This is a genomic window from Shewanella colwelliana ATCC 39565 (genome assembly GCF_000518705.1).
Taxonomy (GTDB): Bacteria; Pseudomonadota; Gammaproteobacteria; order Enterobacterales; family Shewanellaceae; genus Shewanella; species Shewanella colwelliana.
In genome coordinates, this window is the sequence record NZ_KI912481.1 from 94,184 (window position 1) to 107,098 (window position 12,915).

The window sequence follows — 12,915 nt, forward strand, 5'->3', positions numbered from 1 at the left end:
TTAATTAGGGAGTGTTGCGCTTAAACCACATGGGTTTAAACGCTTAGACGATTAGTAGTTAGCTTGGAAAGTGAGCCAAAGCTTGTCGGTATCGTTTGAGAAACCGTAGCCTTCGTCGGCGCCACTGAAGCTGGCGTACTTAACACCCACGCTGTAGTGATTGGCAAATGGGTAGGTAGCCGAAACACCCCACTCCTTACCCATGTCGATGTCACCATAGTCTGAATCAAACTTGTGATATTTAGCGAGTAGCTTTAGGCCTGCAAGTTTTGCAGTCACGATGAGATGAGTGTCAACTAGACCATTTTCCCAGTTACCTTTACCGCCAAATAAGAACTTATCTGTCCAACCATTGAAGGCATGTAAGGTCGCAAGAGGGGTAATAAAGCCTGCTTTACCATCGTCAGAACCTAGCACTTCGTAGCCAATTTTGGCGCCAAAAGCATCGAAGTTGATACCTGCACCCAGTTTGTAGTATGACGCGCTGTAACTTGCTGGATTATCGCTTCCTTCAGATTGCTGGGCAAATTCCGCTTCGTAGCTTAATTTTAAAGCATCAAGTTTTACATCACCGGTAGCGCGCACACCATAGGTGTCAGTTGAGAATGCGGCGACATCTTGGTTGTCGATAAGGTAGGCATAACCCGTTAATTTGGCAAACTCAAGGCCTTTGTAGTTGACGTTGATTAGGTGTGTTTCGTTGTCATGCTCTTCTTTACCTGAGCCTTCAGGGAAAATACGGTTTACAGTAGCAACATAGGCGTAATAAGCGGTTAGGCCTTCAATAGCAGTATTTTTTGCTGAAAACGCATCATAGGTCTGTTCATTTTGACGGAAACCAACGCCACCAACAAATCTTTGATTATCAAGTATTATGCGCTGACGACCTAGCTGAGCCAAGGTGTTCGCAGGGCCTTTATAGCCGATATAGCCTTGGTTGATTTGAGTGTACTTATAGTCCCCAATGAGTGCTTCGTTGTCAGTTGAGCGTACATCATCGACTTCTGCAACTGCAAACAGGTTGTATAGGTCACCTGTCTTATAGTTTAAACGGGTACGTAATGTAGTTTGGTTTTGCTGATCGACATTGGCAACATCTACGTCTTCATAACGCAGACGGAATTGAACTTTTACGGCTGAGTCATCGATAAATGCTTTTTTTAGTGGGTCGACATTTTCAGCGAATACGGTGCTTGATGCTAAACTCGCGAGTACGGCTAAGGTTAGGGCATGAACTTTCATTTATTGTGATCCTTTTGTTTCATCAGTGCTTGCAGCTGTTATAGAGCTGATAACGGTTTGATTTTTTGATCTAAAACAATGTTGCGGGATGATTACATTTCTGTGTCAATAAATGTGATAAAGATCATAAGCTTGTACTAAATTAGAGGTATTCCTAAATAGGTATTTATCGTAACTATCTAATGTAGGGATGCAGCTTTTGGAGACGGAGAGAATCGCTCTTGGTGTCAGAAAATGAAGATCATGAATAAAAAGCCCAGCATTTGCTGGGCCATTAATAACTTAACAAAGTCTATTGGCGTGCAAGACGGTGGCTTTCTGGTGGGTTTTCGAAATCACTGCGGTATGGGTTGATATCAAGGCCGCCGCGGCGTGTATAGCGAGCATAAACCGTAAGTTTGGCGCAGTGACAAAATTGCTTAAGATCGACAAATATTCGCTCAACGCACTGCTCATGAAACTCATTATGTTGGCGGAATGATATGAGATAACGCAGTAGTTTCTCTCGATCAATTTTAGGACCTTGGTAACGGATCATCACACTGCCCCAATCGGGTTGTGAAGTAATTAAGCAGTTAGACTTCAGGAGATTTGAGCTTAACGTTTCTGCCACAACACTTTTGTCATCGGTACTATCGATTAGGTAGTCGCTGGTAAATGCATAGTTATCAACTTCAATATCAAGGTCGTCGATGCAAGTTCCGGGTAATTCAACCACGCGTTGGGCGCCAAACTGCTTGGGTTCAAGGATCTTCACCACAACTTCACCTTCGGCGCATGCCGTCAGATCTTTAGCCAAGGTCTGCTGTACCTGCTCCACAGACTCAAAGCGAGTTTGGTTGTAGCTATTAAGGTAGAGTTTGAATGACTTGGATTCAATCAGGTTTGCGCTTTGATAATCCAGAATAAACTCAGCTATCGCCACCATTGGCTTGCCTTTAGCATTTAGCCAAGAGAGCTCGTAACCGGTCCAGATATCGGCACCATGGAAGGGGAGTTCAGCCGATAAAGCAATCGCATCACGATTTAATTTTCTCGGTACGCCTTGTAGCAAGGATGCATCGTATTCAGCTTGATAACCGGTCGATTTTCCAAGGGTTAACTCTGAAAGGGCTGGAGCGTTACTATATGGGTCATGAACTGGTGTCATCAATCGTTTTTCCATGTCAAAATAGACGAATATTATACTTGAATTTTGGGCTTGTGCTAAGTGTCTTCTTTACCTGCTTTAGATAAATTTCTCGCGTTATATCACCAAAGTTATATGGACAAACTAGGTGAACTACCTCGGTATTACCCTCATGGCGAACAATCTGATTGTATCGAGGGTGAATATCACGAGGGGATGGATGAGTCTCAAAAAGATTCGGTGACATGGCGAGCGGTAAAGCGTCAGGTCAAAGGCAGGTTCGATAATATCGACCACGCGTTAGAGATGACACTGCACAAGGATATCAACTATCTGTATGGTGATTATTTTGCGGCACCATTGATGTTTAACTCGCAATGGGGAGACGGCGAGCTGTTGCAGGTATGGAATGATAATGATTTTGATTATTTGCAACAAAACTTGATTGGTCACCTAATGATGAAGCAGAAGCTGAAGCAACCTGCGACATGGTTTATTGGTGTATTGGGTGAGGGTGATCAGATGTTAGTCGTCAATAATGAGGATGGTTCGGTCTGGATTGAGATCCCCGGAGATGAGCCACAAATAAAGCTTGCCGACACGCTTGATGCATTTATCAGCGTGTTGACACCGCGCGTTTGCCCGCCGCAATTAGTGGTGGAGGAGTCTATGGCAAGCATAGACCACCCAGGCATTTGGCAACGCTTTAAAATAATGTGGCAAAATCTACTGGGTAAGCGTTAGCCCTGCGAGTTATAGGTGATCCCAAGAGATATTTGACACGATGCGGCAGTCGTCGCAGCGAAAGTGAAACAGCTCAAGTAATGGCTCCTCAAGTAGCCATTCATTATTGCCGCATTTAGGGCATGAACGCGCCTTTTCATGGGCTAAGCTTTCACCACCAACGCGGTATAGGTAGTAATAGGTTGGGATTTTAGTCAGATATTCAATTCGCCCACGTAGGTCCCAACCTCTGCGAAATAGATCGCTATCACAAAGGGTTAACTCTGCCAGTGCCGCAAACTCTGCTTGAGTTGCGGCCGCCATTTGCAGCTCATCACAGGCCTGCCACTCAGTTTGCCATTTTATCACGCGTTTGTGATCACCATTAAAAGTGGCTGGGATTTTGTAAAGTGGAATAGGTTGTAACGTATCGCCATTTCGCAGTGGTGAACACATGTGAACATAGCTAGTGTATAGCAGTTGCCAACTGGCAGGTTCTGTACTGCTGACTTCAGAATTAATATCTTGGCCAATATATTTCTCTCTCGGGTGCAGTAGTTTAGCATCGGTTAAACTCTGCAAAGCACGTTCAACCCATGGACTATTATAGCGTTTGGCTAAACTGCTCTTTTCTGGCATCAGTAGACGCACTTTAAATTCACCATCGTTAAAGGCGACCGCAAATTCTCTCCCTAGTACTTGACCATTAGCGCGATAGGCTTCAAGTAAGCCGTTTATTGCCTGCTCCGCAGCGGAGATAGTGGTGTTATCGAAGCATTCAAATCTTAATTCAATGACGTGCATTAATGGTTATCTCGGTTGTTTAGCGCTGTTTCCAACATTTCGATACGCGCAATAAGTTGCTGCTGTTGTAACTGCAACGCTGTTACTTGCGTTACCAAGGTTGCGATGGAGTGCGGTGTCGGTTGTTCAGTTTCCTGATTCGCTACATTTGTGGAGTCAAATACCAGCGCGGCAACCTCTTCTTTAGATAGCGCTTTAAAGCGTTGTAATCCCTGTACCAATATTGGCATTGGGAGCTGTTTACCTAGGCGAGATTTTATCAGCGCTAGGCTCGGAGTCTTGCCTGACGAGGCGATTGACTTAGCCGCAGCAAGGACCTGTTCGATGGGACTCATAGTTAGTAAATTTCCTCACTAATTAGCAATATATTTAAACTACACCTAATAATAGATAAGCTAAGTCTATATAAAACAATGCGATAACTGTTTGGCACAAGCTTTGCTTTAACGCTGCTAGGTATAATAGATAAACAGGAAGTTAAAGTGAAAACAAAATTATTAAGCTTAGTATTAGTTAGTGTTGCTAGTATAGGTCTTTCAGGCTGTGTATTAAACATCGGTGAAGGAGAGGGGCAGTGGAGTAACACTGATTCTTGGGAGCGTGTACAAGATCAAAATCGTGCAAATATAGCCAAGCTAACCATGGGAATGAGTCGTGAGCAGGTGATGGCATTAATGGGTACTGCAGATTTTAATGAGGCCTATGTTAAGCAAGATAAAGAGATATATGTGCTCTATTATCGCACTCAAAGAGTTCGAGGCGATGGCACCACCACCAAAGATGAGTGTACGCCAGTGGTACTAACCAACAACGCTGTTGTAGGTTGGGGTCCTAAAGCCTACGCCGCGATGTAATTCACTGAGCCGCTATATTGAATGACCAAGGATAGGATGTTCAATTAGCGGCAGCGTCTTCCTAAGCTCATTGTTATTAGTCTCTTAATTGCGCATCTAGCTGATCGATAATTTCGGTCCATTGAGCATCTTGTTCATGCGCTTCTTGCAGAAAATGGCGCTGTGCCTCATTCCAAAAGCTAGCCTGTGTAATATGTATATTTGCGCTGATTCTGTGTTGACTAATAAATTGTGCAATCGCTTGCGGATGGTTAGCTAGCCCAAGTTGTGCAAACAAGTTAGTCAGTTCTGGTAATGTTCTATCCATTTTTTTTCCTTCATGTCTAATGATCAACCCTTTTAATAATGGAACATATTACTAAGGTGTCCAATTGATTAAAGTTTGCACTTTTTTACAAGCTTGTTACATTGGTGAATGTTGATATAGATCAGGGAATACAGTGATGCATACAGCAGCACCAGAAGCGACAAAAGAACAATATAAAGCTGTGTATTTAACCGCCGAAGATTTACGTGTCGCGGCGTCTATCCTTTATAACGCTTACCATGACGATCCGTTCTTCATTGCTGCCCTCAATAAGGGGGATATTGCTCAGTATGAGCAGAAGCTCAGAGGAGCGATACGCGAAGAACTCAATACGCTCTGGCAACAAGAGCAAGCGCTGATAGGCTTGTTTGATGATCAACGCTTGATTGGTTTAGCCTGTATCGTCACGCAGCAAGTTCCATTGGGGGAAGCGCGGTATTGGCATTGGCGTCTAAAAATGCTGTTGAGCACTGGCTGGCAATCCACTCAGACATTGATGAAAAAAGAGGCCTCAATTTTAGAGCACCTACCAAGTTCCCATTGCGGCATTTTGCAGTTTATTGCATTAACCCCCATTGAGCAGAATAAAGGCTTGGGCTCCCACTTAGTTAAGGCTGTGATGAGCTGGTGTGATGAACAACCAGCACTCGATGGAATCGGCGTGTATGTGACACAAGAAAGCCATGGCCACCTTTTCTCTAAAATGGGCTTTGCCGCAATAGATAAGCTTGATATTGGTGATGTAGAAGGTGAGCTTTTATTCTATCGGAGTGAAGAAAGTGAGCAAAATCTATAAGCAATTTTCAACATTTTACCCTTTTTATCTATCGCAACATCAGCACCCTGTATGCAGAGCATTGCATTATGTAGGGAGCTTACTCGTTCTACTGCTGTTACTTGCTGCGATGATTTTGGGTAATGGTTATCTGTTGTTGGCAGCTCCCATTGTGGGATATGGATTTGCTTGGGTGGGGCACTTTGTATTTGAGAAAAATCGACCTGCCACGTTTCAATACCCTCTTTACAGTCTCCTAGCCGACTGGGTCATGTTGTTCCAGTGGCTGACAGGGCGAAGCAAACGATAACAGGGGGATAGTCATCTAGTGGGCAGCGATTATAGCGTCGTCGCTGTTAACTTACCTTTGGTTGGTGGCGGCCCTTTTTAGAGGAAGTCATAGTGGATTGATTTGCGCAAACCTCAAATTTTTTGGCCTGTTTTTTATGCGGGTTGGACTCGTTCTCCCTAACTTTCGCGGTGCCCAATCGCTAATTGTAATTTGAGGGGTTAACCTCTGTTTTTTGAATCTTAACAGTGACAACCGTGTCACAAAAAGTACGTCTTTAGTGTGTTTTTGCCATTCATATCGCTGACCCATGTCACAGAACTCACATACTGCTCTGTATCTTGTAAGAGATCTCTCACAATGATGTGAGAAATGAGGGCGGAAATAGGTGGGTTATATCCATGAAATGTATTTAAATCTTTTTAATACAGTGCCTTATGGTTTTTGGTTAGTGTTGGTTAGTCTCCGTGTCAGATTATTTGTATGTTGAGTGATAGAAAAGTGTTGTGATTACTTTAGAATTGTTTGTGTTCAAGGATGAATAGTAAAGGATGACTAAATCACGGACTCGGTCAGGAAGACTGAATAAAGGACAAGGTCAGGAAGACTATTGAGTTAGCCGGAGTGTTAACCCAACAGGAGAGACAAGGATGTGCATTCAGGATGAATGCTTAATGACTAAGGATAGCCGAATCATCAAGGATGACACTTTACTGCCTAGGACAGGTGGCATACACGGAGTGTATTGAACGGATTCATCATGGATGAACTAGGACATGCTTAAGGATTGAGCAAACTTGGTAAATGGATAACCAAGCAAAGGGAAAGTGCGTAAGTACAAGGAAGATAGAGGGCATGGATGATGCACGGAGCATTTTGATCGCATGGATGGTGCAGGGAGCACAATAATAGCGGGAAAGCTTAACAAAAAGATAGAAGGCGCGGCTTCTCAGGAAGCCGCGCTTTTTCTTTTTTATTTTTAATGTCTTACGCTTATTTACAGCCACCCGATTTACACCCACCACCACTGCGACTTCCACAGCTGCCGCCAACAGTACCTCTGGCTTCTGGTGCATCTAACCATTCAGGTTCAGGAAATATTGGCCATTGCATCTTGTGCACTGTCTTGCCATGCATCCAGATGTGAGCCTGGTACTGGTTGATGCCGTCGGTACTAAACTCAAGCAGGTACTTTGCTTTCCAGGTTAGTCCGCTAGTGCCACCGATACTTGGTCGGGCAGACTCCATGGCAATGGCTAAAAGCTGCACACGTTGTTTTTTACATTCACGGTTGGCAAATACACGACTAAGCTCTGCCATCTGTCTCAATTGCCAAAAGAAAGCGGCAATAACCACCAATGCGGCAATGAGTAAAAAGTCTGTCATCATGCTTTCGTTACCTTAAAAAGTCCGCCTATGGCTTTGGAGAGTTGCTCGCTGCGATTAGGATCTCTTAGCGTCATCAGCATCTCTGTTCTTATTGCCGGTATTGCTACAATATCAGCAAAAATTTGGTTAAAGAAGTGTTGTTCCTGCTTTGCTAAGGCTTCGAGATAAATAGTGCGGGTTTGATCCTGCTTTAATGCGGTCCAGTTACGGCCTGCTATTGTGATCAACATGTTAGCATCGAGCGCCTCTTGCTGATTCAGGTACTCAATGGCTTGTTGAGCTTGCTTAGGCTGAGCGGCTAATGCGCGCAGAAAATAGCCTCTATGTTCAGCTTGAACCTGTTGGAGTTTTTGCAACAATAACGCTGCAACATCGTCAGGTATGGCGATATGCTCTAGTTGCTGACAGAGAGCAATTTGGACTTCAATTGGCGCAAAATCAAAGCTCTTTTTTATCTGCTCTAAATGGTCTAGTTCATTGATTCGTGCACAAATATCGGCGATACCTTGAAGGCCAACATCTTGCCATCGTTGCGGGTTTACCTGACCTGATAAATATTGGTAGGCAAATTCATATTGTGGTGAAGCGGGCTGGCCCAACTGTTTGCGCACCAAGGCGTTAAACAGAGCAAGTTTTTCAGCGGAAGGTTTAAATGCAAAGGGATGGTTAGCCAATTTATCCTGATCTGCTTTAGAGATAGGTTTAGTTGGGTCGCTGCCAAGTGCTTCTAGTACCATACGAATAAATTGGGTGCGGGGGGCTGGAGAGAGTAAACCGCGCTCATCCAATGGCAGCTTTAGAAACCAGATATAGTGTTGCTCTGATGCATCCCAAAAGACAATGGCAAATTGCGCATGCCCTTGAATTGGTGACGGGTAGGGAGTATTAAGCTGCTCTATCTGTGCAAAGGCTAGCATATCGATATGTTGCACCCGACGACCCAAGTCATACACATGAAATTGAGTGTTAGCGGTGTTGAGAAATTGAGTCAAAGTGGTGATTTCAGTCATATACTTGCCGTTGGTTTACGATAGGGGTCTTCAATGGCGCTTATTATAGGGAGAACTCTACACAGATGGTATAATTTGCCGCAAAATAGCCAAACAAACTTGGTTTTGTGCTGAGTTCATAAAATTCAATCGGTAAGCGAATAATAGTATGTTGTACCTTTTCACCAAAAAGCAGTTGCTGTTGATAGAGCGTGAGCTTAAATCATTAGGGCTGTGGGCAAATAAACCGCCTTCAGATGAGGCAATGTCAGATCCTACGCCTTTTGCTTGCCAATCAATGCCATTTGAACACTGGTTGCAATTCATCTTTATTCCGAAGATGTCTATCATTGTGATCGAACGTACAAGTTTGCCCCAGAATATCGCCTTAGGGCCGGTGGCCGACCACTTATGGTCACAGCAGCCCAAGATGAAGCCGTTAATCACCATTATTTACCAATTAGACGAGCGTTTAAGTGAGCCAAGATAACCCCCCTGAGTTTGACGAAACCATGCCTGACAGCTTATCTGATGAACAGCTACAGCCGCCTGAGATAAAGATACTGTTTGAAGACGATGATATTGTTGTGATCCATAAACCGGCGGGATTATTGGTGCATCGTAGTTATTTAGCACGCAGAGAACGTTTTTTTGCGATGCAGATGACCCGTGACCTTGTAGGCTGTCATGTATTCCCTGTTCATCGCCTTGATCGACCCACCTCAGGTGTGCTGTTATTTGCTAAAAGCAGTGAGATGGCGAATGTGTTGTGTGAGCAGTTTGCGAGTAAACAGGTAGATAAACACTATTTGGCTCTGGTCAGGGGACATATTCTTGAAGCAGGATTGCTGGATTATGCGCTGAAACAAGAGTTTGACGAACTGGGTGATAAAGACGTTGATCCAAATAAAGCCGCACAAGAGGCGCAAACCAGTTATCAGCCATTATTAACCTGTGAAATTCCTTTTCCGTCGGGTCGCTATGCCACTAGCCGTTATTGCTTAGTGCACCTAACCCCTCATACAGGAAGAAAGCATCAACTGCGTCGCCATATGGCACATCTACGTCATCCTATTCTTGGTGATACAACCCATGGAGATGGCAAGCAAAATCGCTTTTTTAGGGAACATTTCGACATAAATAGATTGTGGTTAATCGCTAAGAAGCTCAGCTTTAATCACCCGAGAACGGGTAAGCGGATGAGTGTTGAGGCTGAATTAGAAACCGAATGGCTACAATTATTTGGCCAGTTAGGCTGGGGCGATTCGGACCTAGACGCTGGTTTAGATGCAGCGCCGAGTCAATTTATCTGTTGATGCTTAATGCTGTTTACTTACAGACGTCATAGTCATCTTTTATCGCTGACATAGGGTTAAGGTTTTTTTCGTTGAGCGTCATGCTGGGAGAGTTGGTTAGGGAGAGTGATTGTACCGTTCTGAAATAGCACATTCTGCGAATGTGTGCGCTACGGTGCACATGCTTTAGATGTTTCTGTCGGCTTGAATGGCGCATCTAATGATCCTTGAAACTCAATAACCTAGTGTAGCCATCAAGCTTTCAATAAAGTATGTTTAAATTATATGAAAATTATTTGCTAAGGGCTAAGTAAAACATGCGAAAAGTGAATCTGGTTTTTGGAACTGTCTATGGGAATGCACAATTTGTCGCGGAAACCCTGCAACAGCAGCTATTGACGATGGACTGGGAAGTGAATCTGATACAGCCTGAGTCACTTAGCGGTTTTGTCCCCCCTCAGGATGAGTGGTTGTTAGTGGTGACCTCGACCACTGGTCAAGGGGATATCCCCGACGATATCAACCTATGGTTTGAAACCCTTAGAGGGGAGGCTCCCTACTTACCTCAGTTGAACTATGGTGTTATTGCATTAGGCGATTCTAGCTATGAAACCTTCTGTCACGCCGGGATTCGATTTGATGAACTGTTGACGGAACTGGGTGCAAATAGAGTCGGTGAGTTACTTAAAATCGATGCCTGTGAAACGATGGAACCAGAGGTGGCTGCACAATCATGGTTAGTGGAATGGCACAAACTGATCGACGAAAATCAAGTCGACTAAACCAGATCAGTCGTCACTGGTTTAAGTTTGCCCAGCGCCTCAGTCAGGCGCTGTTATTGCCTATTGCTATTTTACCTGCTGCAGGGGTCATGATTGGTCTAGCCACCAACCCAATTCCGTTTATCTCAGCAGAAACATCGATACTAATGTTGACCGTTGGTAACTTGATTTTCTCGATGATGCCGATGTTGTTTGCGGTAACCATTGCCATCGGTTTTTGTCGTGATCAAGGTATTGCTGCGTTCAGTGCGGTATTTGGTTACGGCGTTTTTTTCTCAAGTTTTGCTGCCTTGGTCGGTATTCACCAGTTAGCCACTAAAACGATTTTGGGAGCCCAGACCATAGATACAGGGATTGCTGGGGGAATGTTAGTCGGTGCCTTGACTTGCTTGGCCGTTAAGCAAAGTGAACGCCTTAGGCTACCCTCGGTCTTTTCATTTTTCGAAGGTCGACGCAGTGCGCCATTATTGATGATTCCGCTTGCTATTGCCCTAGCTTACCTATTTCTTCTACTTTGGCCGCCTTTATCAGTGAAGATTGAACACGTCTCTAATTGGGCTGTGTACCAAGAGCCCGCATTTGCATTTGCGTTATATGGCACGGTTGAGCGTTTGCTTATTCCTTTAGGCTTGCATCACATCTGGAATGCCCCATTTTACTTGGAGATGGGGCAATATGTGACGGACCAGGAAGTTGTGAGAGGCGAAGTAGCACGGTATTTAGCCGGTGATCCACAAGCGGGGAATTTGGCTGGAGGTTACCTCATTAAGATGTGGGGATTACCAGCTGCAGCACTGGCAATATGGCGCTGTGCGGATAAAAGTGAGCGAAATAGAGTCGCAGGTATCATGCTATCAGCAGCCACAGCTTGTTGGTTAACCGGGGTTACAGAACCTATAGAGTTTGCTTTCATGTTTGTCGCGCCAGTTCTGTTTTTGGTTCATGCGCTTATGACGGGGATAGCCTACGCGGTCACCATTAGTTTGGATGTTCATCATAGTGTGGTGTTTTCCCATGGCTTAGTTGATTTTAGTCTATTACTGGGTCAGTCGAGAAATGTAGAATGGTTTTGGGTTTTAGGCCCCTTTACCGCATTGATCTATTACTTGGTATTTAGGGGCGCAATTTTAGCGTTTAATTTAAAAACACCCGGGAGAGTGGCAGATTATACCGAGCGACGGGTGGGCATCATTTCTATTATTAATGCGCTCGGGGGCAAAGACAATATTGTCGACCTTGGTGCGTGCCTGACACGCTTGAGGATAAGTGTAAAACAAGCCAGTTTGATAGATAAAAATTTGCTTGGCGACTTAGGTGCAAAGGGATACGTTGTGATGGGAAATGGCGTACAGATCGTCTATGGCACAAAGGCCGAGAGTATTAGGCGCTTAATGCAGCGTTTTATCGATAGGCACAATTCAGATTGATTTTCAAAGAGGGTAGGGACTCATGCAACAAAAGGTTTTAATTACAGATTGTGCCGATGCACCAGGATTAATTACAAAGATTACCGGTGTCTGTTATCAACACGGACTCAATATCATAAAAAATAGTGAATTTGTCGACAATGCCCAGGGTCGATTTTTTATGCGCACTGAGTTAGAGGGGGCTTTTGACGAGACTCAATTTCTTGCTGATATCGATGAGGTTTTACCGCCTCAGCGGCACTGCAAATTGGTTGAAAAGGGCGTTAAACGAATTGTGGTGATGGTGACCAAAGAAGCACATTGCTTAGGTGATCTCTTAATGAAAGCATACTACGGTGGGCTTGACGTTGAGATTGCAGCGATTGTTGGTAACTATGACACCTTGAAACCACTGGCTGATAAATTCGATATCCCTTTCTATTATGTGCCCCATGACGGATTGACTCGTCATGACCATGAACAGCAAATGTTAGAGATTATTGCGAGTCATCAGCCCGATTACCTAGTCTTAGCCAAATACATGCGTGTATTGACCCCTGAGTTTGTTGAGCAATACCCTAATCGTATTATCAATATTCATCACTCTTTCTTACCTGCGTTTATTGGTGCGGCGCCTTATCGTCAAGCATGGGAGCGCGGCGTTAAGATTATTGGCGCGACCGCACATTTTGTGAATAACTGTTTGGATGAAGGCCCCATTATTAAACAAGATGTGATTCCTGTTGATCACAGCTACAGCGCCGAAGAGTTGGCTAAGTGTGGTCGCGACGTTGAAAAAAGTGTGTTGAGCAAGGCACTACAGTTAGTTATGCAAGAAGATGTGATTGTGTATGGCAATAAGACGGTAGTTTTTTAGATTATCTGCAAAATAAAAAAGGCGCCGAGGGCGCCTTTTTGGCTTTTAGCTGTG

The 12,915-nt window shown here is 44.3% G+C and carries 17 protein-coding genes; 9 read left to right on the forward strand and 8 right to left on the reverse strand.

The genetic code is table 11. The annotated features are described in order from the left end of the window. Positions 1–51: 51 nt before the first annotated feature. Together L876_RS0119635 and queF are read right to left on the reverse strand one after the other, a co-directional pair. On the reverse strand, positions 52–1,242 hold the full coding sequence (locus L876_RS0119635; protein WP_028765355.1) for an alginate export family protein: 1,191 nt from the start codon (positions 1,240–1,242) through the stop codon (positions 52–54). Positions 1,243–1,534: 292 nt separating this feature from the next. Further along, positions 1,535–2,392 (reverse strand): NADPH-dependent 7-cyano-7-deazaguanine reductase QueF, encoded by an 858-nt coding sequence (queF, locus tag L876_RS0119640; protein WP_028765356.1) that lies wholly within the window; start codon positions 2,390–2,392, stop codon positions 1,535–1,537. Between the two features lie 60 nt (positions 2,393–2,452). Between queF and syd the strand changes: the two genes are divergently transcribed. Beyond that, positions 2,453–3,115, forward strand: a complete 663-nt coding sequence (gene syd, locus L876_RS0119645; RefSeq protein ID WP_028765357.1) for a SecY-interacting protein — start codon at positions 2,453–2,455, stop codon at positions 3,113–3,115. Positions 3,116–3,124: 9 nt separating this feature from the next. Here syd and L876_RS0119650 read toward each other — a convergent pair whose 3' ends face one another. Together L876_RS0119650 and L876_RS0119655 are read right to left on the reverse strand one after the other, a co-directional pair. Continuing rightward, positions 3,125–3,898 (reverse strand): Zn-ribbon-containing protein, encoded by a 774-nt coding sequence (locus L876_RS0119650; RefSeq protein ID WP_028765358.1) that lies wholly within the window; start codon positions 3,896–3,898, stop codon positions 3,125–3,127. Then, positions 3,898–4,233 (reverse strand): hypothetical protein, encoded by a 336-nt coding sequence (locus tag L876_RS0119655; protein ID WP_028765359.1) that lies wholly within the window; start codon positions 4,231–4,233, stop codon positions 3,898–3,900. Before L876_RS0119655 ends, L876_RS0119650 begins: the two co-directional genes overlap by 1 nt. A 147-nt stretch (positions 4,234–4,380) precedes the next feature. On the opposite strand from L876_RS0119655, the gene L876_RS0119660 reads away from it, so the two are divergent. Beyond that, the gene (locus tag L876_RS0119660) at positions 4,381–4,752 is read left to right on the forward strand and encodes a DUF3192 domain-containing protein (protein ID WP_028765360.1); all 372 of its coding nucleotides are present in this window, start codon (positions 4,381–4,383) and stop codon (positions 4,750–4,752) included. Between the two features lie 76 nt (positions 4,753–4,828). On the opposite strand, the gene L876_RS0119665 is transcribed toward L876_RS0119660, so the two are convergent. Continuing rightward, positions 4,829–5,059 (reverse strand): DUF2789 family protein, encoded by a 231-nt coding sequence (locus L876_RS0119665; RefSeq protein WP_028765361.1) that lies wholly within the window; start codon positions 5,057–5,059, stop codon positions 4,829–4,831. A 136-nt stretch (positions 5,060–5,195) separates the two neighbouring features. Between L876_RS0119665 and L876_RS0119670 the strand changes: the two genes are divergently transcribed. Both L876_RS0119670 and L876_RS0119675 read left to right on the forward strand, forming a co-directional pair. After that, on the forward strand, positions 5,196–5,855 hold the full coding sequence (locus L876_RS0119670) for a GNAT family N-acetyltransferase (protein ID WP_028765362.1): 660 nt from the start codon (positions 5,196–5,198) through the stop codon (positions 5,853–5,855). Continuing rightward, positions 5,839–6,144 (forward strand): Mpo1-like protein, encoded by a 306-nt coding sequence (locus L876_RS0119675; RefSeq protein ID WP_028765363.1) that lies wholly within the window; start codon positions 5,839–5,841, stop codon positions 6,142–6,144. Before L876_RS0119670 ends, L876_RS0119675 begins: the two co-directional genes overlap by 17 nt. Positions 6,145–7,116: 972 nt before the next feature. Here the strand turns inward: L876_RS0119675 and L876_RS0119685 are convergent. Both L876_RS0119685 and L876_RS0119690 read right to left on the reverse strand, forming a co-directional pair. Then, positions 7,117–7,512 carry a DUF3301 domain-containing protein gene (locus L876_RS0119685; protein ID WP_028765364.1) on the reverse strand — a complete coding sequence of 132 codons (396 nt, stop codon included), beginning with the start codon at positions 7,510–7,512 and terminating at the stop codon, positions 7,117–7,119. Beyond that, a complete protein-coding gene (locus tag L876_RS0119690; protein ID WP_028765365.1) occupies positions 7,509–8,522 on the reverse strand; it encodes a DUF3549 family protein in 1,014 nt (337 codons plus the stop codon). Before L876_RS0119690 ends, L876_RS0119685 begins: the two co-directional genes overlap by 4 nt. 148 nt (positions 8,523–8,670) lie before the next feature. Here L876_RS0119690 and L876_RS0119695 point away from each other — a divergent pair, with 148 nt between their 5' ends. Then, a complete protein-coding gene (locus L876_RS0119695) occupies positions 8,671–8,991 on the forward strand; it encodes a YqcC family protein (protein WP_028765366.1) in 321 nt (106 codons plus the stop codon). A 22-nt stretch (positions 8,992–9,013) separates the two neighbouring features. Then, positions 9,014–9,817, forward strand: a complete 804-nt coding sequence (truC, locus tag L876_RS0119700; RefSeq protein ID WP_156029456.1) for a tRNA pseudouridine(65) synthase TruC — start codon at positions 9,014–9,016, stop codon at positions 9,815–9,817. 13 nt (positions 9,818–9,830) lie between these two features. Here the strand turns inward: truC and L876_RS22825 are convergent, their stop codons facing one another. After that, positions 9,831–10,013: a hypothetical protein gene (locus L876_RS22825; protein ID WP_139151810.1), complete on the reverse strand. Its 183-nt coding sequence runs from the start codon at positions 10,011–10,013 to the stop codon at positions 9,831–9,833. 100 nt (positions 10,014–10,113) lie between these two features. Between L876_RS22825 and L876_RS0119705 the strand changes: the two genes are divergently transcribed. The 3 genes from L876_RS0119705 to purU are packed head-to-tail and all read left to right on the forward strand — an operon-like array spanning position 10,114 to position 12,861. Continuing rightward, positions 10,114–10,578, forward strand: a complete 465-nt coding sequence (locus L876_RS0119705; RefSeq protein WP_028765406.1) for a flavodoxin — start codon at positions 10,114–10,116, stop codon at positions 10,576–10,578. Next, complete coding sequence (locus L876_RS0119710) at positions 10,530–12,005, forward strand: PTS transporter subunit EIIC (RefSeq protein ID WP_028765368.1); 1,476 nt, start codon at positions 10,530–10,532, stop codon at positions 12,003–12,005. The genes L876_RS0119705 and L876_RS0119710 overlap by 49 nt, the downstream gene beginning before the upstream one ends. A 22-nt stretch (positions 12,006–12,027) precedes the next feature. After that, positions 12,028–12,861 (forward strand): formyltetrahydrofolate deformylase, encoded by an 834-nt coding sequence (purU, locus tag L876_RS0119715; protein ID WP_028765369.1) that lies wholly within the window; start codon positions 12,028–12,030, stop codon positions 12,859–12,861. Positions 12,862–12,915: the final 54 nt, after the last annotated feature.

Bases quoted from the DNA above. Each gene is read 5' to 3' on its own strand.
- L876_RS0119635 (WP_028765355.1), bottom strand. From the start codon at position 1,242: ATGAAAGTTCATGCCCTAACCTTAGCCGTACTCGCGAGTTTAGCATCA.
- queF (WP_028765356.1), bottom strand. From the start codon at position 2,392: ATGACACCAGTTCATGACCCATATAGTAACGCTCCAGCCCTTTCAGAG.
- L876_RS0119650 (WP_028765358.1), bottom strand. From the start codon at position 3,898: ATGCACGTCATTGAATTAAGATTTGAATGCTTCGATAACACCACTATC.
- L876_RS0119655 (WP_028765359.1), bottom strand. From the start codon at position 4,233: ATGAGTCCCATCGAACAGGTCCTTGCTGCGGCTAAGTCAATCGCCTCG.
- L876_RS0119665 (WP_028765361.1), bottom strand. From the start codon at position 5,059: ATGGATAGAACATTACCAGAACTGACTAACTTGTTTGCACAACTTGGG.
- L876_RS0119670 (WP_028765362.1), top strand. From the start codon at position 5,196: ATGCATACAGCAGCACCAGAAGCGACAAAAGAACAATATAAAGCTGTG.
- L876_RS0119685 (WP_028765364.1), bottom strand. From the start codon at position 7,512: ATGATGACAGACTTTTTACTCATTGCCGCATTGGTGGTTATTGCCGCT.
- L876_RS0119690 (WP_028765365.1), bottom strand. From the start codon at position 8,522: ATGACTGAAATCACCACTTTGACTCAATTTCTCAACACCGCTAACACT.
- L876_RS0119695 (WP_028765366.1), top strand. From the start codon at position 8,671: ATGTTGTACCTTTTCACCAAAAAGCAGTTGCTGTTGATAGAGCGTGAG.
- truC (WP_156029456.1), top strand. From the start codon at position 9,014: ATGCCTGACAGCTTATCTGATGAACAGCTACAGCCGCCTGAGATAAAG.
- L876_RS22825 (WP_139151810.1), bottom strand. From the start codon at position 10,013: ATGCGCCATTCAAGCCGACAGAAACATCTAAAGCATGTGCACCGTAGC.
- L876_RS0119705 (WP_028765406.1), top strand. From the start codon at position 10,114: ATGCGAAAAGTGAATCTGGTTTTTGGAACTGTCTATGGGAATGCACAA.
- L876_RS0119710 (WP_028765368.1), top strand. From the start codon at position 10,530: ATGGTTAGTGGAATGGCACAAACTGATCGACGAAAATCAAGTCGACTA.
- purU (WP_028765369.1), top strand. From the start codon at position 12,028: ATGCAACAAAAGGTTTTAATTACAGATTGTGCCGATGCACCAGGATTA.